Here is a 21,460-nt window from a genome sequence, read left to right as displayed (position 1 = left end):
TGCCAGCTTTTCCAGCTGGCATTTTTTATGTGTGTAAAAAACAAATTATTATTTTTCTGCTGGTGCATCGGTAGCCCCATCGGTTGTTGTGGCAGGTGCAGCGTCTTGTGCGTTAGGTAGAGCTTGTGGCTCAGGCAAAGGTTGCGCTGTTGCATCGGGGTCTAAGGCTTTAGAATCTACAGTTTCTGAACTTCTGTTAATTGCAACGTTTGATAGTAAAATTAATACTAAAAGCAACGTAGCCAAGGTCCAGGTACTTTTATCTAAAAAATCGGTGGTCTTTTTTACACCGCCCAATTGTTGTGTGCCTCCGCCACCAAAAGATGATGACAATCCGCCGCCTTTAGGGTTTTGAACCATTACTACTACGATTAGTAAGAAGGCTACAACCACTATAAGGACTAAAAATATTGTAAACGTACTCATTGTTCTTTATTGTTTTGTTCTTGTAATTGTTCTATTGCTTTAATTTGGTTTGCAAAGAAACCACTTTTTTCTGGATATTTCAAACTTAAAATTTTATAAGATTGAATGGCCTTTTTGTAGTTTTTTTGCTCTACATAAATACGAGCTAAAGTCTCGGTCATTAAGGCTTCTGGTTGAATCATCTGGGCTTTTGCCAAATTGCCCTTTTTTGAACCAGATTTTATTGGACTTATTTTAGGGTTTTCGGAAATAAATTTATCAATCAGTTTGAATTTTTTTGCTTTTTCTAAGGTTGAGATTTTTGGGATTTCAGCTTTAATTTCTTCAGTGGGTTCATCACGCTCAATAGGTTTGAAGCGTGTAAGTTTCAACCATTCATTAAAGGAGTGTTTTTCACGTTTATCGAACTGAAGCGGTTGCCCAAGTTTTAAAATATCTTCGACCGATGCTTCTTGGGTCTTGGTGCCTTGGGTAACCTCTTCGATAGCTTCAGATTCATCTAAAACAAATGCTTTTTCCTTTTTGGGACGCGGCTCTTTAGGAGAAAATAATTCAGGGTCTAAAGTAGCTTCGGTATCCTTTATTTGTTGATTGAGTGCCTCATCGGTTTCCAGACTTTTTTCAATCGAAATGGTTTCAGTTTCAACATCAAAATCTTTTAGGTTTGACGTGTTTTGCTTGATAAACTTCGAAATTTTATTTTGAATAAAGGTTTCTGAAGTAATAAAATCGAACAAAATACTACGGTCTGTAGTGTAAGCCGCCGTAGTTTTTAGTGCTTGGTTGTAATTGATGCTGCCTTGGTCTTTAAGGCCTTTTAAGTAAATGGCGCGTGCCGACTGAAAATACGGAAACTCATCAAGTATGGATTTGATGCCCTCGGTTTGCTCGTGTGCAATATTTTGAGGGTTTTGAAGAATATGTATAAATTCAGTATGGGTCATTGGCTCTGCCAAATTTATTCATTTTTTATTTAATGCGAGATATATTGTTATTGAAGGGCTTAAAAAATGGTGGTAACCTGTTAAAATAATCTCGGAATAATGAGATTACTACGTCGCTTCACTCCTCGTAATGACGTTATAAATTTACCATTTGGCTAAAGTAGCATTAAAAATATCTTGTGTGATGCGCTCAAAAATGGTTTCATGTGCGGTTGTTTTGTCTGCACCAATAAGTTGTGCTCTTCCATCATAATCGTAAAAGAAAGTAAAGTTTTGCTCTAAATCGTCCTCCTCCTTTTTGGTGTTGAAAAAGCGCAGTTTAACAGTTATGGTTAATCGGTTTTGTGCCGCTGTGTTTTGCGAAGTTGCGGTGGTTGGCGATACCCTATATTCGGTTATTTCACCTTCGTAAACCAAGTCGCCGTTAGATTGAACCAAGGTTAAATTGGTTTGGTTTTGTATTAAATCTTCCAGTGCCAATTTAAAATCACGTTCTAGACCGGGCTCTACCAAAAGCGCTGTGTTTTCAAAACGGTTAACTTGGTAGGTTTCCGTTCCTGGGGGGATGGAAGCCCCAGTGAAGGAGTAAAAGCCACATCCAAAAAGCGAAACACTTAAGATTAAAATTGAAACGGATATTATGGTTTTTTTCATGTGGTTGTATTGTTTGGACTCCGTAAAACTTCGGGTAATTTATGAATATTAATGGTTTGACTTGTAATTTTGAATTAGTTGGTTGATGGTTGTCTCTGTTAATTCAAAACCTTTTAGTTGCGGCCAGCCCTCCCAAACTACAATGCCATTCGGGTCAATAATTACGCAATGCGGAATTCCTTTAACCTCATAAATGTTTTTTAGCCTTTCTTTAGTGTCGATTGCGCTGAAATATTCCATTTTGGGTTTTTTCATTTTTTTTACTGTCCACTTAGGTTCATCACTGATACCAATAACAACTAAATTATCTTTGAATTTATTGTGAAACGCGTTTAGTTCAGGAATGGCTTTTCTGCAAGGTCCGCACCAAGTAGCCCAGAAGTCAATTAAAACAAACTTGTCTTTGGTTTTTGGGGTATCGGTTAACCATTTTTCAACAATAATTTCAGGGGCTTTTTTGTTAATAAACGATTTTGCCCATATCTGTTTTTTTTGCGCATAGAAATTTGAAACGGAAAGTATGGTTATTAGTAAAAATAGTTTTTTCATGGCACTCAATGTTAAACTACAAATCGTACTGCTTAATCTTCCTATATAGCGTTCGTTCACTAATGCCCAATTCGGCAGCAGCCAATTTACGTTTTCCGTTGTGGCGCTCCAACGATTTTTTAATTAATTCCAATTCTTTGTCTTGTAGCGACAGGGTTTCCTCTTCTTCAATTTCTTCGGCAAAATGGTACTTGTCTTGTGTGCCGTTATTTTCGGTGTTGGCTTCAACGTGCTCGGGAATAGACAGTACTTCGGTGTCTTCCATCGATTCTTCAAAATCAATGTTATCCTCATCATCGCTACCGTAAATTTTTTGAATTAACCCCTCGTTTTCCTTTTCAACCTCTTTAACGTTACCTGTTTTCATGAGCTCTAAAGTGAGTTTTTTGAGGTCGTTGAGGTCACTTTTCATATCAAAAAGCACTTTATAAAGAATCTCACGCTCGCTACTAAAATCGCTATCCGATTTTGAAGTTTTTATAACCGCCGGTAAATTGCTCCCTGTAGTGGGCAAATAACTTCTTAGTGTTTCTGCAGTAATAGTGCGGTCTTGCTCTAATACCGAAAGTTGTTCGGCGATATTTCGTAGCTGACGGATGTTACCACCCCAACGATACTTCGTGAGCACCTGTACGGCATTGTCGGTAAGTTTTACCGTGGGCATTTTATACTTTAATGCGAAATCGCTGGCAAACTTTCTGAATAACAAATGAATATCATCGTGGCGCTCACGTAATGGAGGCAGATGAATATCGACCGTACTTAAGCGGTAAAATAAGTCTTCACGAAACTTTTCTTTTTGAATGGCCTCGTGCATATTTACGTTTGTGGCCGCCACAATGCGCACATTGGTTTTTTGCACTTTACTGGAACCCACTTTTAAAAATTCGCCATTTTCCAAAACACGCAGTAAACGCACTTGAGTAGTTAAAGGCAGTTCGCCCACTTCGTCTAAAAAAATGGTGCCGCCGTCGGCCACTTCAAAATAGCCCTCACGGGTTTGTGTAGCGCCAGTAAATGCGCCTTTCTCATGGCCAAAGAGTTCACTGTCAATGGTGCCTTCAGGAATGGCGCCGCAGTTTACAGCAATGTATTTATTGTGTTTTCTGTGCGAAAGCTGGTGAATGATTTTAGGAATACTTTCTTTTCCCACGCCACTTTCACCTGTTACCAGTACCGAAATATCGGTTGGTGCCACTTGAATCGCCTTTTCAATAGCGCGGTTTAAACCAGGCGTGTTTCCAATAATACCAAAACGTTGCTTTATAGCTTGAACTGATTCCATGTAACTTAGATTTCGTTATTAATTGTTTTCAGAATAGCCAATAGCTTCACCTATCAAGGTTGCCGTGGTACAGTCGCTGGTTTTTACGTTTACGAAATCACCAATTTTGTAATTTTCTTTTGGGAAGACACAAACAATATTTTCTGAGGTCCGGCCCGACCAGTGTGCATCCGATTTTTTTGATTCTTTTTCAATCAACACTTCAACAACAGTATTCAAGTGCTCTTTTGTGCGTATACCACTGTGCTTTTGCTGAAGCTCCACAATTTTTGCCAATCTGCGTTTTTTGTCGGCTTCTGGCACATCATCTTTCATTTTTCTTTCTGCTAATGTGCCGGGGCGTTCTGAGTACGCAAACATATACCCGAAATGATATTTAACGTATTCCATAAGGGTGACGGTATCTTCAAAATCTTTTTCGGATTCGGTTGGGAATCCTACAATCATATCTTGACTGATGCCACAATTTGGTATAAGCCTACGGATGTTATCGATAATTTCAATGTATTCCTCGCGCGTATGCAAACGGTTCATTTCTTTTAAAATACGGTCGCTTCCACTTTGTACAGGCAAGTGGATATAGTTGCAAATATTACGGTGTTTCGCCATGACTTCGATGACATCAATCGTAAAATCTTGCGGATTTGAGGTAGAAAAACGAAAACGCATTTTAGGTTGTGATTTAGCGCACATATCCAGTAGTTTGGCAAAATTTACCGCCGTGGCTTTTTGTAGGTCGCTTGCTTTTTCAAAATCTTTTTTAAGTCCACCACCGTACCAAAGGTAACTATCTACATTTTGTCCAAGAAGGGTTACTTCCTTGTAACCTTTGTTCCATAAGTCGTTAATTTCTTCAATAATACTTTGAGGGTCTCGGCTACGCTCGCGTCCACGGGTAAAAGGCACTACGCAAAACGTACACATGTTATCACAACCACGAGTAATGGAAACAAAAGCCGTTACGCCGTTTGAGTTTAAGCGAACAGGGGCAATATCGCCATAGGTTTCTTCTTTTGAAAGAATAACATTTATGGCATCGCGGCCTTCTTCAACCTCGCTCAATAGGTTAGGTAAATCTTTATAGGCGTCTGGGCCAACTACCAAATCGACAATTTTTTCCTCCTCTAAAAATTTAGCTTTTAAACGTTCGGCCATACAGCCCAAAACGCCTACTTTCATTTTAGGGTTGTGATCGCGTTTTACAGCATTGTATTTTTCAAGGCGTTTCCGTACGGTTTGTTCGGCTTTATCGCGAATAGAGCAGGTGTTTACCAAAACCAAATCGGCTTCTTCCAATTTTTGGGTGGTATTAAAGCCTTCGGTGGCCAAAATGGAGGCCACAATTTCACTGTCGCTAAAATTCATGGCGCAGCCATAACTTTCAATAAAAAGTTTACGTTTGTTGCCTTCTTTTTGCTCTAATACAAGCGATTCGCCCTGTTTATTTTCGTCTATAATTTTTTCCATGGTCAATGTTGAAACTCGTCATTGTCAATAAGCATGCAAAGATACAATATTATTTGTGTTTGTGACAAAGTGGCAGTTTAAATTTGTTTTTCATTTTCATAAAAAATGTTAATTTATTTACGCAACCAAAAGTCAGATTTTGTATCTAAATATTAAAGTGCTTTTTGATGAATAAAAAGTTGAATGTCATTTTGTTGTTAGTTTTATTTGTGTTGTGTTTTGTGAATATGACATGCGATAAAAATGACGCGGCCGGCATCGGCAACGGAAAATGCGCCCAATCAACTTTAGTCGATACTGAGATGTACAATAATTTGCAAACAGCACAGTTTACTTTTATTGATGCGGAAATCGTTGATGATTGCTTAAATATAGAAATAGGAGCTTCGGGATGCGATAGTGAAACTTGGTTGTTTAATTTGGTGGATTCGGGTGCTGTTGCAGAATCACGCCCAGAGCAGCGTTATTTAAAGCTTCAGCTTATTAATGAAGAAGACTGTTTGGCGTACTTTACCAAAACTGTAGCGTTTGATTTAATGCCTGTTCGGGTTAGTGGTAGTAACGAAATAATTTTGCACCTTGAAGGTTTGGAAGCGTCCTTAAATTATAAATATTGAAATCTCGTTGAGCGTTTTTGGATAAAATTAGTTTAGATATTAGGTTGAGTGGTTTTGAGGAACGAAAAATTATATCGAGAACTTTTAGTTACTTAAATTTTAATTCTTGATGTGAATTTTTCTCATTTCAATAGGAAAACCCACTCGAATTAACGATTTTTATCTAAATATAAAACGGGTTTACAGATAATAAAAAAATGATGTTATGAATTGGAAGTATCTTGTGTTATCACTAATTGTCGTATTAGCATTTTCTTGCGACCCTAAAGATGAAGATTACGAATTTGTACAAGTGGCCACGCCGCAATTAATGAGTAAAAGTGCCTTTAGAAGCGCCGTAAAAGTTGATGCGCCGCGTGAGATTGAAAACGTCGGAAAAATTTATGCATATAAAGATTTGATTTTTGTTGGTGACGATGGAAAGGGTATTCATGTAATTGATAATTCTAATCCAACCGCCCCGCAATCCATTAAGTTTATTGAAATTCCGAGGAATGAAGATATTTCGGTTAAAAATGATTTTTTGTATGCCGATAGCGCCACAGATTTAGTGGTTTTCGATATTTCGGATATTAATAACGTAAGCATTGTTGAGCGCTTAGAGGATGTTTTTAATGTTTATGATTACGCCATTCCACTCGAGGCGCAAGCTATCGATTACGGCAATTTTGATTTTGAAAACGAAATCATCGTTGGGTGGAGCCTAACTACCGAACGGCGTAAAAAAGTGGAGAATGATATTTTAATTGATACAGCTTTAAATGACGGCTCGGTTTTAAGTGCCAGCGAATCAACAACGGGTACTGGCGGGTCTTTGGCGCGTTTTCAAATTGTTGATCATTATTTGTACGCTGTTGGAACTAACGAAATGGCCATTTTTAATATCCAGGATTTATCTAAGCCCGTGCTAGCAAACACACAATATGCCGGTTGGAATATCGAAACCATGTTTCAGGCCGAAGGGTATTTGTATTTGGGCAGTACCAATGGTATGTATATTTATAGTTTGAACAACCCTGCATTGCCCGATTATGTATCGGAGTTTACCCATTGGGAAGGTTGCGACCCCGTGGTTGTTGACGGTAATTATGCTTATTTGACGCTTCGTGGTGGCAATGCTTGCGGACAATTGGAAAGCGTTTTGGAAGTCATTGATGTGAGCGATAAATCGAAACCGGCATTAGTGGCTCGTCACGAACTCGAAAACCCTTATGGTTTGGGTGCTAAGGGGCATTCACTTTTTGTGTGCGACGGTACGGCGGGGTTGAAACTGTTTGATAAAACCAACCCTTTGGAGGTAAGTTTTGTTAAATCGTATGCCGAAATTCAGGCTAAAGATGTCATTCCTTTAGAAGATAAGTTATTAATGATTGGCGGCGATACACTTTATCAATACAATTATGTTGAAAATGGCGTGGAATTGTTAAGCACTTTTCAGTTGTGAAAATAAAAACCTATTTAGAATTTTGAAAATCCTGCTTTATGGCAGGATTTTTTTGTGCGTACATACTGAGGGTTTTTAAAAAACAATTACATTTATGCCAAAATAACACTAACCAAATTTCAAAAATGAGCTCATACAATAGTTTGTTGCATAAAATTGAAAATGCTAAACCTCTAGAATTCAGTGCTATTTTTGATAATGTGATAGAACTTTTCAAAAAAGTTTGGTTAAAAGGCTTTTTGATGGTTTTGATAATGGTGGGGTTTGCCATTGTTGTCGGTGTACTGTTTTCTTTAATTGGATTGGCGCCTAAAGGCAACCCGTTTATTGATGGTTTTAGTTTAGAAATTTACGCTGAGTTTTATTCGTCCAGTATCATTCAAAATGTTCCACAAACCATTTTAACAACAACCATTACACTGGCATTGGTTGCAGCATTTTATAAAATGTGCATTCAGTTCGATTCTGGAAAAACTATGGTAGACGATTACTTTTATTTTTTCAAAAAAGAGTATTTCTCCAAATTATTAATGTTGGGTATTATTCATACAGGAATAGCCACGGTAGCCCAACTTCTGTTTTTTGTACCATATATCTATGCGTTCGTGCCATTGGCTTATTTTGCCATAGTTTTTACTAATAATCCAAAGTTAAGTGAAATGGAAATTGTAAAAGCCAGTTTTGCATTGGGTAATAAAAAATGGTTAATTACTTTCGGGACTCTCTTTGTTGCCGGTATATTGGGCTTTTTAGGGATTCTTGGTTGTGGCATAGGTATATTATTTACTATTTCTATAGTGTATTTGCCCACATTCTTTATTTACAAAGCTGTAGTAGGCTTTGATGATACTAGTGAAATAGACCTGATAGGAAGTCATAACGATACCAATTATTAAAATTTTAAAAATAAAAATATGAGTACAATTACCAGTTTGTTGGAAAAAGTAGAAAATGCCAAAGCATTAGAGTTCGGCGATATTTTCAATAGAAGCATCGAGTTGTTTAAAAAAGTGTGGCTTCAGGGCTTGGTTATGCTATTACTTACTATGGTGCTAATGATACCTTTTTATATTATTATGTATGCGCCCTTAATTGCTATGGGCGTTTTAGATCCGGAAGCGATGCAGCAAGGTGGGCAGCCAGATGTTGCCATGTTGATACCGTTCTATATATTAATGGTGGTTTTTATGTTTTTCGCTATGGTTATCGCCTTTGCATTAAAGTCGGCATTTTACAGGATATGTAAATTCAAGGATTTTAATGAAGCCACGTCAGATGATTATTTTTATTTTTTCAAGAAACCTTATTTAGGAAAAACCATTAAACTATCAGCTATAACTTTTGGTATTTCGCTATTGGCTATGTTGCTCTGTGTATTGCCCATAATTTATATAATGGTGCCCGTTGCGTTAATTAACGTTATATATGCCTTTAACCCTGATATGGAAGCTTCCGATATTGTAAAATTAGGCTTCAAGCTAGGCAATAAAAAGTGGTTGATTACCTTTGGTTTAATGCTTGTGGCTGGACTTTTAGCTCAAATAGTGGGAATGATTATGTGTTTTGTTGGTGTTTTTGTTACTGCAGCATTTGCGTATTTGCCACAGTATTTTATATATAAAGATGTTATTGGTTTTAAAGAACAAAATGTTATCGATCAAATAGGAACATCAATTGAATAAAATTTAAATGTACAAACAATAAAGCCTGTTTTTAAGTCCTTAAAAGCAGGTGTTTTTATTTAGTTTGCACACAGATAATCCACAAAATGCTACAGATAAACTTTTTTTGATATACATTTGTAGCCTTAAAAAGTGAAGTATGGCGAAGAATTTAGTGATAGTAGAGTCACCTGCAAAGGCAAAAACCATTGAAAAATTCCTTGGAAAAGATTTTAAGGTCGAGTCTAGTTTTGGGCATATTGCCGACCTGCCTTCCAAAGAATTGGGGGTTGATGTTGATGGTGATTTCGAACCAAAATATGAAGTTTCAAAAGATAAAAAAGCAGTAGTAAAGAAATTAAAAGATTTAGCAAAAAAAGCCGAAACAGTTTGGTTGGCTAGTGATGAAGACCGAGAGGGAGAGGCTATTGCTTGGCACTTAGCGGAGACTTTAAAACTGGACAAAGAAAAGACAAAGCGTATTGTTTTTCATGAAATCACCAAATCGGCTATTCAAAAAGCTATTGAAAACCCAAGAGGTATTGATTACGACTTGGTAGATGCACAACAGGCGCGCCGCGTTTTAGACAGAATAGTGGGCTACGAACTGTCTCCCGTATTATGGAGAAAGGTAAAGGGCGGATTATCGGCAGGGCGTGTGCAGTCCGTTTCTGTGAGATTGATTGTTGAAAAAGAACGCGAAATAGAAGCGTTTACCCCTGTGGCATCCTATCGAATAGATGCTGAGTTTTCAAACGAAGATGGACAAACTTTTAAAGCTAAGCTTCCAAAAAACTTTTCAACCAAAGAAGAGGCTCAAAAGTTTTTAGAACAAAACGCCAAAGCCGATTTTAAGGTAGCCGACTTAACCAAAAAACCGGCTAAAAAATCACCTGCAGCTCCATTTACCACATCAACACTACAACAGGAAGCATCGCGTAAATTGTATTTTTCGGTAAGTAAAACCATGACATTGGCGCAACGCCTTTACGAAGCGGGTTTAATTACCTATATGAGAACCGATAGTGTAAATTTATCGGATGAAGCCAGAAAGGGTGCTGAAACAGAAATAAAAAATGCTTACGGAAACGAGTATAGCCAACCGAGAAATTACACAGGAAAATCTAAGGGAGCACAAGAAGCGCATGAGGCTATTCGTCCAACCAGTTTTGCAACGCACTCGGTTGATATTGATAGGGACCAAGCTCGTTTATACGATTTAATTTGGAAACGTGCTATAGCATCGCAAATGAGCGAAGCCAAATTAGAGCGTACCAATGTGAAAATTAGTGCCACAACCCATAACGAAACCTTTACAGCTAATGGAGAAGTCATTACTTTCGATGGGTTCTTAAAGGTTTATTTAGAAGGTACCGATGACGAAGATGTCGAGCAAGACGGTATGTTGCCAGCCATGAAGGTAAACGAAGCCTTACTGAATAGTTATATTACGGCTACCGAGCGTTATACGCGTCCGCCAGCTAGATACACAGAGGCTTCATTGGTGAAAAAATTAGAGGAATTGGGTATTGGTCGTCCGTCCACTTATGCGCCAACGATTTCTACCATTCAGAATAGAAATTATATTGAAAAAGGTTCCGTTGATGGCGATGAGCGCAATTATTCGCAACTCAAACTTCAAAACGGAGAAATAAAAGATAAAACCCTAACCGAAAAAGTAGGCTCCGATAAAGGAAAGTTGGTGCCAACGGATATAGGTATGATTGTAACCGACTTTTTGGTGAATCATTTTGATGCCATTCTAGATTATAACTTTACAGCAAAAGTTGAAGCAGATTTTGATGAAATCGCCGAGGGTAAAGAAGATTGGAGCAAAATGATGAAGTCGTTTTATAAAGATTTTCATCCTGTTGTTGAAGATGTAAAAGAAAACGCCGACAGGGAATCGGGCGAACGTGTTTTGGGGACGGACCCCAAAACAGGAAAGCAGGTAAGTGTGCGTTTAGGAAGATTTGGGCCTATGGTTCAGATTGGAACTGTTGACGATGATGAAAAACCACAATTTGCCAGTTTGAGTCCAGATCAGCAATTAAACACCATTACTTATGAGGAGGCGATGGATTTGTTTAAGCTTCCAAAACAACTTGGCGATTATGAAGGGGAACCCGTAGAGGTCAATAATGGGCGATATGGACCTTATGTCAAGTTTGGTAAAGCTTATGTGTCCTTGCCAAAGGGAACTGATCCATTGAGTGTTGAGCTAGATGATGCCATTGTTTTGATTAAAGAAAAGCAAAAGGCCGATGCACCTATATATATGTATAAAGATTTGCCAGTACAAAAAGGCAAAGGCCGCTTTGGCCCCTATATAAAGTGGAACAATATGTTCATTAACGTGAACAAAAAGTACGATTGGGATAACCTCTCTGACGAAGATATTGTAGAGTTGATTGAAGCAAAAATTCAAAAGGAAAAAGAAAAGGTTATCCATAACTGGGAAGACGAAGGCATTCGCGTTGAAAAGGCGCGTTGGGGAAGGCATAACGTTATAAAAGGCAAGGTGAAGGTAGAATTAGCTAAAACCGTTGAGGTTAAGGATATGACACTAGATGAGGCCAAAGCCATCATCGAAGCCAATGCGCCAAAGAAAAAGACAACCAAAAGAAAGACTACAAAAAAGAAAACATCAGCAAAAAAGAAGTAATAGCCTATGAACTTTAATTTTCTCTCCCCGGTTTCAGATTTAGTACTTGCACACAACGAGTTGCTGTCTGCACAAGCATTAGGAAGGAAAATTAAAATTCATTCGGAGCGCGACGGCGTCCCTGATTTAGAGGGGGTCGATATAGCTGTTTTAGGTGTCCTGGAGAATCGAAATGATGTTGACTATATAGGTGAAGAGTTTCAGTTAAACGAAATTAGAAAATCATTTTATAGCCTCTTTCCTGGAAGCTGGAATACCAATATTGCCGATTTAGGCGATATAAATAAGGGTGAAAGTGTTGAAGATACATACTTTGCTCTTAAAGAAGCAATTGGTATTTTGGTTAAGAAAAAAGTGATTCCGGTAATTTTGGGAGGATCCCAAGACCTAACTTATGCCAATTACCGTGCATACGACGCATTAATACCTATGGTCAACATTGTTAATGTTGATGCACAGTTCAACCTTGGCGATTCAACAAAGCCCATAAAGAATAACAGTTTTGTTGGGAAAATTATTCTAGATAAACCCTACAATCTATTTAATTACGCCAATATAGGTTATCAAACCTATTTTAATTCACAAGAAGAAATCGACTTGATGGATAGCCTGTATTTTGAATCTTATCGTTTGGGGGAGGTGTCAAAAGATATAACTACTGTAGAACCGGCTTTGCGAGATGCTCATATTGTGAGTGTAGACCTAAAGGCAGTAAAAAGTTCTGAAGTTAGCCTAAAGCAAAAATTTTCACCCAATGGACTGGATGGAAAGGAAATTTGTGCCATTGCCCGTTATGCAGGCATAAGTAATAAAGTAAGTTCCTTTGGGGTTTATGAGTATAAGCCCTCAAAAGATGATGAAATGACGGCTATGCTTGTGGCACAAATACTTTGGTATTTTGTTGAAGGTGTTAATTACAGGGTTAAAGATGATGATTTTTCGGATGACAGAAGTTACCAAAAATTCATCACATTGGTTGAGGATCAAGAGCTTGTGTTTTATAAAAGTAATAAAACAGGACGATGGTGGATTGAGATTCCTTTTTTGGCTGAAGTCAATAATAAATTAAAAAGACATACGTTATTACCATGCATGCATCAAGATTATCTAGATGCATGTAATAATAAGGTGCCAGAGCGTTGGTATAAGGCGTTTAGAAAGAATAGTGTTTAACCAACGAACAAGGGTTAAACCGCTCATTTTATCGTTGAAATGCTATTTTTTCACGATGAAACGTTATTTTTTTAGATAAAAAGTTGTTTTTTAAAAAATATATAAATATGTTTACGCTCTCAAAATTGAAGCATGAATAATTAACCTCGAGTTTTCTATGGATATGAAGAAGTTTATATTATTAACCGCAGTATTTGCAATACTAACCAGTTGTGGCTCTAAAGATAGAGGAGAATTGGTAGGTGTTAAAGGAAAAAAATGGCACCCAGAAAAACCTTATGGAATGGAACTAATTCCAGGAGGTGCATTTATAATGGGTAAAGCCGATGATGATTTAGCAGGTGTGCAAGATGCACCCTCTAAAACGGTAACCGTAAGAGCCTTTTATATGGATGCTACCGAAATTACAAATAGCGAATATCGCCAGTTTGTAAATTGGGTTAGAGATTCCATTATAAGATATAGGTTGGCTGTTTTGGCCGATGAAGTTGGCATGTTACCAGAAGATGGTGGTATTGGTGAATATGCATTTAAAGATGCCGATACCGCTAATATGTCCGTCTATGAAAAGTATATGTTTGAAAACTATACAGGTTTGGGCCCAACAGGTTACGAAGGTAGAAAAATAAATAAAGATATCGAGTTAGTATTCGATACCTCAGATTATCCAGATGAGTATTATACCGAGGTTATGGATACCATGTATTTACCGTTGGAAGAGTCTTATAATGGACAACGGACTTGGGATGTTACAAAATTCAAGTTTCAGTACAGCCACATGGATATCCAAGAAGCGGCAAGAAACAGAGGTGTTAAGCGTAAAGATCTTATTATCAAAGAAGAAATTGAAGTATACCCAGATACGACTGTTTGGATTAGAGATTTCGCTTACTCATACAACGAACCTATGCACAACGATTATTTTTGGCACGATGCATACAGTGAATATCCTGTTGTTGGAGTAACTTGGGATCAGGCTAAAGCGTTTTGTGAATGGAGAACCATTAACAAAAACTCTTACCAAAAATCCAAAAAAGGAGCTGCTTTAGTCAATACTTTCAGGTTGCCATCTGAGGCAGAGTGGGAGTATGCTGCAAGAGGTGGGCTTCAAGCCGCAACTTACCCTTGGGGTGGCCCATACACAAAAAGTGATAGAGGTTGTTTTATGGCAAACTTTAAACCAGTACGTGGCGATTATGCCGCAGACCAAGCACTTTATACGGTAGAGGCTAAATCGTACGAGCCAAACGATTATAATCTTTATAACATGGCTGGTAACGTGGCAGAATGGGTAAATGCATCTTACGATCCATCGTCATATCAATATACATCAACAATCAATCCAAGTGTGAACGATGATGACAACCAACGTAAAATCGTTCGCGGGGGATCTTGGAAAGATGTAGCCTACTTTTTACAAGTAAGTTCTAGAGATTATGAATATGCAGATTCTGCAAGAAGTTATATAGGTTTCAGAACCGTTCAAGATTACATGGGGACAAAAGTAACAAGCAACGGTAACTAACATTTAATCAAATCAAATCAAAATCATAAACTATTAATTAACCTACTTAAGTAGAAGAAGGATCTACTTAAAATTTAAAAACCGAAAATTATGGCAAAGTCAAAAGCAAACAAGAAATTCATGAATATGGCCTATGGATTAGGGGCTGCAATTGTAATTGTTGGAGCACTATTTAAAATTATTCACTTTGAAATAGGGCCACTTACAGGTAATGTTATGTTAACCATTGGTTTGGTAACAGAAGCAATTATTTTCGCCTTATCGGCATTCGAACCTGTTGATGAAGATTTAGATTGGTCTTTAGTTTACCCAGAATTAGCTGGAGGACAATCAAACCGAAGCGAATCAAATGAAGAAGCTCAAGGTATGTTGTCTAAAAAATTAGATAATTTATTAAAAGAAGCTAAAATTGATGGCGAATTAATCGCAAGTTTAGGCGATAGCATCAAAAACTTTGAAGGTGCAGCCAAAAATATGTCAACTACTGTTGATTCAATTGAAGCAACTAAGAAATATGGTGAAGAATTATCATTGGCCGCTGCACAAATGGAGTCTTTAAATAGCTTGTACAAAGTACAGTTAGAGAGCATTAACAAGCAAGCCGCTATTAATGAAGAATCTGTAGAAAATGCTGCTAAATTAAAAGAACAAATGCAATCATTAGCATCTAATCTTTCATCACTAAATGGTGTTTACGGTGGTATGCTGTCTGCTATGAACAAATAATTAGGGGTTAATCCTAAATTTATTAATTAACCAAAAACCTAATTAAACATGGCACAAGGAAATTTATCACCTAGACAGAAAATGATTAATCTGATGTACTTGATATTCATTGCAATGCTTGCATTGAATATGTCGAAGGAAGTTCTTTCAGCATTCGGATTAATGAACGAAAAGCTTACAAAGTCTAACCAAGCTACAGAACAAAGAAATAATAACTTTGTAGCAAGCTTAGAACAAAAAGCGGCAGATCAGCCAGAAAAATATAAGCCTTTAAAAGCTAAAGCCGATCAAATTGATGCCTTGGCGCATGAGTTCGATGCTTATTTAGAAGATTTAAAAGGTAAAATGACAGAAGATCTTGATGATGCTACCGATTACGAAATTATGGACAAAGGTACTTACCTTGACGAGAATTTCTTTAAAGGCGACAAGTTAAAACCAGCGGGACAAGAATTTTTAAATCAAATCAACTCGTTTAGAGAAGGCGTGGTTAAAATTCTTGATGACCAACCGGGTATGGAACACATTGTTAAGGATGTGAAGGAAAAATTCAGCACTGATAAGGAAATCAATAGAGATGGTATTAAAATCGATTGGTTGGATTATCATTATAAAGGTTTCCCTTTAGTCGCGTCATTAACTAAAATGACCCAACTGCAAGCCGATATCAAAACAACTGAGTCTGAGATTTTATCAAATATGTTGCAAGGTACACTTTCTAGCGAGGTGTCTATGACCAATTACACCACTTTGATGGAGACTTCTAAATCAGCTTACTTTAACGGTGAGCAATTTGATGGACAAATTGTTTTAGGACGTAAAGATGCTACAACGAAACCAAAACGAGTAGAGTTGACTTTAGATGGCAGAAAACTTTCCGAAGATCAATATTCTATTGAAGATGGTAAAGTAAAACTGAAGATAGGTACAGGCGGTGTTGGTGAGCACAAGATTGAAGGTAAATTAATCTTTGGAGAAGATGGTGAAGAAATTGAAGTACCAGTTAACTCTTCTTTCGCTACTGTAGCCAAGCCTAATGCAGCAACTATATCGGCTGATAAAATGAACGTGGTTTACCGTGGTGTTAAGAACCCAATGACCATTTCGTTTGCCGGTATTCCAGATAACAAAGTTAATGCCAGCGCACAAGGTTTATCTAGTGCTGGTGGTAGCCGTTATGTAATGGATGCTACAAGAATTAGAGGTAGAGAAGTAACTATTAACGTTACAGGTACTTTACCAGATGGTAAAAAAGTTAGCGATAACGCTAAATTCCGAATTAAAGATTTACCAAAACCAACAGGAACCATTAGAGGTGAAGACGGTCAGGTTAAAATGCAACGTAACAGTCTTGAAATCTCTACCGTTGGCGCTATGTTCGACGATTTCGATTTCGAATTGCCATTGCGTGTAACTGGATTTAAATTTAAAGTTCCAGGGCAGCCTACAATAAATGTTAACGGTAATAAGTTAGATAGTAGAGCAAAAAGTGCATTGCGTAAAGCAAAACGTGGTTCTTCGGTTCAAATATTTGATATTGAAGCCAAAGCAAGTGGAGTTAGTGTGATACTTAAAAAAGTGTCTCCAGTACTTATCGAGCTTACAAACTAGAAAAACTATTTGGGGTGGTTGTGCTTAAACCATCCCAAATATTGATAATGCAAAATACAATTTAAGATGAATCTAAAAAGTTTTTTATTAACCGCTGCAACTGTTATAACGGCCTCAAGTACGTTTGCTCAAGCGAATATACTTAATGCCAAAAGTCCCGAGGAAATTGGTGTTCGTACCGAATCCCAAAAAGCAGTTGACAATGATAAGCCATTGGAATATGGTTATGTTGATGATAGGGATATCTTGTATTCTAAACAAGTATGGGAAAAAATTGTTCTTGATGAACGTGCAAACTTCCCTTTGTACTATCCTATAGATACCAACAATATCGGTAGCAACAGAAGATCGTTGTACGATGTGCTTATGAAGAATATCGAAAACGGTAATATAAAGAATATTTACGACGATTCTTATTTTACCACAAAACGAACCTTAAAAGATATAGAAGGTGCATTAACATTAATTGATACTACAGAACTGGGTATTGAGCAGATTAATGCCGGGGAAGAATTATCTCCACAGTATATCATAAGAAGAGACATCACTGCAGCAGATATTAAAGAATATCGTATAAGAGGACTTTGGTATTTCGATAAGCGCCAAGCTGAAATGAAATATAGGTTGTTGGGAATTGCCCCAGTTGCACCAGATGTTAACTTTATTGATTCTGATACACCAGATTTAGTTGAGTTGTTTTGGGTGTTTTTCCCAGATGCCAGAGCGGTATTGCATGAAGCTAAATCGTTCAATAACAAAAACAGCTCTATGCCATTTTCTTTCGACCATGTGTTAAATGCAAGACGTTTTCAAGCCTATATTTATAAAGAAGAAAATGTACAGCAAGACCGAGCCATTTCGGACTATGTTTCTGACAATGCGTTGATGCAGCTGTTGGAATCTGAAAGGATTAAAGATAAAATTAGAGATTTTGAATTGGATATGTGGACCTACTAATCCGTTTGAAACATCATTAATACTAAAAAGATCATCGCCATAACGATGGTCTTTTTTTTGTGTATTGCTTTACGAAAACTGGTTTTCTAAGTATATTCGTTTTAAAATTATGCAGGTAGATTATATTATAGTAGGTATTGGTATTGCGGGCATTAGTTTTTGCGAACAACTCAAGGCAAACAATAAATCGTTTGTGGTTTTTGATGATGCTTCGCAACAGTCGTCGGTTGTTGCGGGTGGTTTGTACAATCCGGTTGTATTAAAGCGTTTTACCTCGGTTTGGAAAAGTAAAGAACAGCTTGAAATAGCCTTGCCACTTTACGCAAAAATTGAAAAGGAGCTGAACGTAAAATTAGATTATAAAATACCGGTTTACCGAAAATTTGCATCACTCGAAGAGCAAAACGATTGGTTTGCCGCTTCAGATAAGCCTTTACTTTCGGGGTGTTTGTCAACAAACATCATTAAAAACAATAACAAAGCGATTAATGCACCTTTTGGGTTTGGTAAAGTTTTGCATACTGGTAGAATTGATGTAAAAGAACTAGTTGAAGCTTATACCTCCAATTTAGAAAAGCAGGGGCAATTAATAAGGCAATCTTTTGATTATGGAGCTTTGCATTCGGAAAATAACAGCATTGTGTATAACAACATTACATCAAAATGTATTGTTTTTGCCGAAGGGTTTGGATTGGTGAAGAATCCTTTTTTTAAAGATTTACCCTTGGTGCCAACAAAAGGCGAATTATTAATTATTGAAGCGCCTAATTTGAACATCGATTATGTTTTAAAGGCAGGTGTGTTTTTAATTCCCATTGAAGGCAACCTTTATATTGTTGGTGCAACCTACGAGTGGAAAGATCTGAATCATGCCACAACAGAACGAGCAAAAGAGAATCTTTTGAGCAAACTAACGAAGTTGGTTAAATGCGAATTTAAAATCGTTAACCAAGTGGCTGGTGTTAGGCCAACAGTTAAAGATCGTAGGCCTTTGGTGGGGCAACACCAAAGCCATAAAAATATGTTTGTACTAAATGGTTTGGGTACGCGAGGCGTTATGATTGGTCCGTATGTAGCCCGCCAACTTTATAAGTTTATTGAAGATGGTACTCCGTTAGAAAAAGCGATTGATATTAATCGGTTTCAGGAATAGTTTTTGGGGTTGTTTATGAAATGTTCTGTGCCTTAGCATTGGGGGTTGTTGCGCTAGGGATTGCAGTGAAAAGCCCACAGCGAGGTACGAGCGCGGACTTGTAGCGTAAAGCCCGACCCTTATGGTAGCGCCCAAAACATCATTTTTTCTTGGCAAGCGATTTATCGTAGCTCATAAAAAAGTTAATCCATATGTTTCTGGAAAGTCGCATAATTACAGGCATAAATACAATTAAGGTGCCAATAATCGAGGCAAATATGTAATTAAGGCCCGCATTAAAAACAAAGTAGCTTATTACAAAGGCTGCTACAGCAAAGGCAATGCCCACAGCGTAGCTTACGTACATAGCGCCATAAAAAAAAGAAGGTTCGATTTTGTATTTAGTGCCGCAGTTACTGCATTTTTCGTGCATATCTAAAAGTTCGGGTAATGCATAAGGGTTCTTGTTGATGTACATTGATTCCTCATGGCATTTTGGGCATGTTCCCATAAATATGCTATATAATTTAGTTCCTTTTTTAAACATATAATTTAACGTATTTTTGCAACCGAATTCAGGAATAAATTTCGTTTTATGTAAAAAAATGAAACCTAGAATTTATTGCCAATAAAGCGAAAAATAAGGTCAAAAGTACTATTTTAATAACAAAGCCACTGTAATAAAAGTTACATTTCTATGATGAATATTCATAACTTATCGATTTCATTTCAAGGAGAATATCTCTTTGAAGATATAACGTTTAAACTTGGCAATGGCGACAGAGTAGGGCTTATAGGCAAGAACGGCGCAGGTAAATCAACCATGCTCAAGATTTTATCGAAAGAAATGGAACCCGATACCGGGCAAATTGCAGCAGATAAAGAGTTGAAAATAGGGTTTTTAAAACAAGACATAGATTTTATTTTTGGGCGGACCGTTTTGGAGGAATCTTACGAAGCATTTACCGAAATTAAAGCTTTGGAAGCCCAAATGGAAGCTGTAAATACCCAAATGGCAGAGCGCACCGATTATGAAAGCGATGGGTACCATCAACTTATGGTCGATATCAATGAGTTGCAGCACCAATACGAAATATTGGGAGGTTACAACTATCAGGGTGATACCGAAAAGATACTTCAAGGTTTAGGGTTTAAACGTGAAGATTTTGATAAGCTTACCGATACGTTTTCAGGAGGATGGCGTATGCGTATAGAGCTGGCCAAATTGCTGCTTCAAAATAATGATATTTTGCTTTTGGATGAGCCCACAAACCATTTGGATATTGAATCTATTATCTGGTTGGAAGGGTTCTTGAAAAATTATACAGGTGCCGTGGTTATTGTATCGCACGATAAAATGTTTTTAGATAATGTAACCAACCGAACCATCGAGATTTCGTTAGGCAGAATATACGATTACCCAAAACCTTATTCCAAGTACTTAGTGCTTCGCGAAGAATTGAGAGAACAGCAGTTAGCGTCGCAAAAAAACCAACAAAAACAAATTGAGCATACCGAAAAACTCATTGAAAAGTTTCGTGCCAAAGCTTCAAAAGCAACAATGGCTCAGTCGCTGATAAAAAAACTGGATAAAATTGACAGAATTGAAGTTGATGAAGACGACAACAGTGTCATGACCCTTAATTTTCCAATATCGGTTACTCCAGGCAAAGTTGTGGTTGAGGCAGAAGGAATTTCTAAAAACTATGGTGACAACCAAGTGCTTAACAATATCGATTTGCTTATTGAGCGCGACAGTAAAACAGCGTTTGTTGGCCAAAATGGGCAAGGAAAATCTACCCTAGCTAAAATTATAATAGGAGAAATAAAACATAAGGGCGACCTAAAACTTGGGCATAATGTGCAAATAGGCTATTTTGCCCAAAACCAAGCTGAATATTTAGATGGTAATAAAACAGTACTCGATACAATGATTGATGCTGCCAATGAAACCAATCGTAGTAAAGTAAGAGATATCTTGGGGTCGTTTTTGTTCCGTGGCGATGAAGTAGAGAAGTATGTGCGGGTTTTGTCTGGAGGTGAGCGTAACCGTTTGGCATTGGCTAAACTTATGTTACAGCCCTTTAATGTTTTGGTGATGGATGAGCCAACAAACCATTTAGACATTAAATCGAAAAATGTTTTGAAAGAAGCTTTAAAGCGTTTTGAAGGTACTTTAATATTGGTGTCGCACGACCGTGATTTTCTGCAGGGGTTGACTAATGTTGTTTATGAGTTTAAAGACCAAAAACTTAAAGAATATCTGGGAGATATTGATTATTATTTAGAGCAGCGAAAAGTAGACAGTTTACGAGAAGTAGAGAAGCGTACCGTTATAAAGGAAACCCCTAAAGAAAAAAAGCATCAAAGCTACGAGGAACAAAAAAAGCTAAAATCTCTGAATAATAAACTCAGCAACGTAGAGGCCAAGATAAGTGATTTGGAGCGCAAAATAAAAAGCATTGATTTAGAGCTTGAAACAAACTACGAGGAAACCACTTCCAAGCCTAATTTCTTTGATAGTTACCAAAAAATGAAAACAGATTTGCAGAACCATATGGAAAAATGGGAAGATATACAACTTAAAATTGAAGCTTTTGATATGTAGTTTGTCGATAGCTAAA

19 protein-coding genes are annotated in these 21,460 nt (G+C 37.3%); 12 read left to right on the top strand and 7 right to left on the bottom strand.

From position 1 onward, the window contains the following. Positions 1-48 precede the first annotated feature (48 nt). From secG to miaB, 6 genes are all read right to left on the bottom strand, one after another. Complete coding sequence (gene secG / locus GSB9_01420) at positions 49-426, bottom strand: preprotein translocase subunit SecG (protein ID UKM64862.1); 378 nt, start codon at positions 424-426, stop codon at positions 49-51. Next, positions 423-1,370, bottom strand: a complete 948-nt coding sequence (locus GSB9_01419) for a hypothetical protein (protein UKM64861.1) — start codon at positions 1,368-1,370, stop codon at positions 423-425. The genes secG and GSB9_01419 overlap by 4 nt, the downstream gene beginning before the upstream one ends. A gap of 144 nt (positions 1,371-1,514) precedes the next feature. Further along, positions 1,515-2,024: an LPS assembly lipoprotein LptE gene (lptE, locus tag GSB9_01418; GenBank protein UKM64860.1), complete on the bottom strand. Its 510-nt coding sequence runs from the start codon at positions 2,022-2,024 to the stop codon at positions 1,515-1,517. 48 nt (positions 2,025-2,072) lie between these two features. Continuing rightward, positions 2,073-2,573 carry a redoxin domain-containing protein gene (locus GSB9_01417; GenBank protein ID UKM64859.1) on the bottom strand — a complete coding sequence of 167 codons (501 nt, stop codon included), beginning with the start codon at positions 2,571-2,573 and terminating at the stop codon, positions 2,073-2,075. Between the two features lie 16 nt (positions 2,574-2,589). Continuing rightward, the gene (locus GSB9_01416) at positions 2,590-3,858 is read right to left on the bottom strand and encodes a sigma-54 dependent transcriptional regulator (GenBank protein ID UKM64858.1); all 1,269 of its coding nucleotides are present in this window, start codon (positions 3,856-3,858) and stop codon (positions 2,590-2,592) included. Positions 3,859-3,876: 18 nt separating this feature from the next. Then, a complete protein-coding gene (gene miaB / locus GSB9_01415; protein ID UKM64857.1) occupies positions 3,877-5,325 on the bottom strand; it encodes a tRNA (N6-isopentenyl adenosine(37)-C2)-methylthiotransferase MiaB in 1,449 nt (482 codons plus the stop codon). A gap of 227 nt (positions 5,326-5,552) precedes the next feature. On the opposite strand from miaB, the gene GSB9_01414 reads away from it, so the two are divergent. The 11 genes from GSB9_01414 to GSB9_01404 all read left to right on the top strand — a co-directional run bounded on the left by GSB9_01414 (position 5,553) and on the right by GSB9_01404 (position 18,857). Then, positions 5,553-5,942 (top strand): hypothetical protein, encoded by a 390-nt coding sequence (locus tag GSB9_01414; GenBank protein UKM64856.2) that lies wholly within the window; start codon positions 5,553-5,555, stop codon positions 5,940-5,942. Between the two features lie 205 nt (positions 5,943-6,147). Beyond that, entirely contained in the window at positions 6,148-7,386 is a 1,239-nt protein-coding gene (locus GSB9_01413) for a hypothetical protein (protein UKM64855.1), read from the top strand. Between the two features lie 125 nt (positions 7,387-7,511). Then, positions 7,512-8,282, top strand: a complete 771-nt coding sequence (locus GSB9_01412) for a hypothetical protein (GenBank protein UKM64854.2) — start codon at positions 7,512-7,514, stop codon at positions 8,280-8,282. 18 nt (positions 8,283-8,300) lie between these two features. After that, positions 8,301-9,068 (top strand): hypothetical protein, encoded by a 768-nt coding sequence (locus tag GSB9_01411; protein ID UKM64853.1) that lies wholly within the window; start codon positions 8,301-8,303, stop codon positions 9,066-9,068. Positions 9,069-9,207: 139 nt separating this feature from the next. Beyond that, a complete protein-coding gene (gene topA / locus GSB9_01410; protein UKM64852.1) occupies positions 9,208-11,712 on the top strand; it encodes a type I DNA topoisomerase in 2,505 nt (834 codons plus the stop codon). 6 nt (positions 11,713-11,718) lie between these two features. Next, entirely contained in the window at positions 11,719-12,885 is a 1,167-nt protein-coding gene (locus tag GSB9_01409; GenBank protein UKM64851.1) for a formimidoylglutamase, read from the top strand. A gap of 163 nt (positions 12,886-13,048) precedes the next feature. Then, positions 13,049-14,410, top strand: coding sequence for a gliding motility lipoprotein GldK (gldK, locus tag GSB9_01408; protein UKM64850.2), 1,362 nt, complete (start codon positions 13,049-13,051; stop codon positions 14,408-14,410). A gap of 90 nt (positions 14,411-14,500) precedes the next feature. After that, positions 14,501-15,136, top strand: coding sequence for a gliding motility protein GldL (gldL, locus tag GSB9_01407; protein ID UKM64849.1), 636 nt, complete (start codon positions 14,501-14,503; stop codon positions 15,134-15,136). Positions 15,137-15,184: 48 nt separating this feature from the next. After that, positions 15,185-16,747: a gliding motility protein GldM gene (gene gldM, locus GSB9_01406; GenBank protein UKM64848.1), complete on the top strand. Its 1,563-nt coding sequence runs from the start codon at positions 15,185-15,187 to the stop codon at positions 16,745-16,747. Between the two features lie 66 nt (positions 16,748-16,813). Further along, a complete protein-coding gene (gene gldN / locus GSB9_01405) occupies positions 16,814-17,704 on the top strand; it encodes a gliding motility protein GldN (GenBank protein ID UKM64847.1) in 891 nt (296 codons plus the stop codon). Between the two features lie 109 nt (positions 17,705-17,813). Continuing rightward, positions 17,814-18,857 carry an FAD-binding oxidoreductase gene (locus GSB9_01404; GenBank protein ID UKM64846.1) on the top strand — a complete coding sequence of 348 codons (1,044 nt, stop codon included), beginning with the start codon at positions 17,814-17,816 and terminating at the stop codon, positions 18,855-18,857. 139 nt (positions 18,858-18,996) lie between these two features. On the opposite strand, the gene GSB9_01403 is transcribed toward GSB9_01404, so the two are convergent. After that, the gene (locus GSB9_01403; protein UKM64845.1) at positions 18,997-19,383 is read right to left on the bottom strand and encodes a DUF983 domain-containing protein; all 387 of its coding nucleotides are present in this window, start codon (positions 19,381-19,383) and stop codon (positions 18,997-18,999) included. A 150-nt stretch (positions 19,384-19,533) separates the two neighbouring features. Between GSB9_01403 and GSB9_01402 the strand changes: the two genes are divergently transcribed. Continuing rightward, entirely contained in the window at positions 19,534-21,444 is a 1,911-nt protein-coding gene (locus GSB9_01402; protein UKM64844.1) for an ATP-binding cassette domain-containing protein, read from the top strand. Positions 21,445-21,460: the final 16 nt, after the last annotated feature.

The sequence above is a fragment of the Flavobacteriaceae bacterium GSB9 genome, assembly GCA_022749295.1.
In the GTDB taxonomy this organism is placed as follows: domain Bacteria; phylum Bacteroidota; class Bacteroidia; order Flavobacteriales; family Flavobacteriaceae; genus Flavisericum.
The sequence above is the reverse complement of the archived record's forward strand: the minus strand, read 5'-3'. Positions and strand labels throughout refer to the sequence as shown.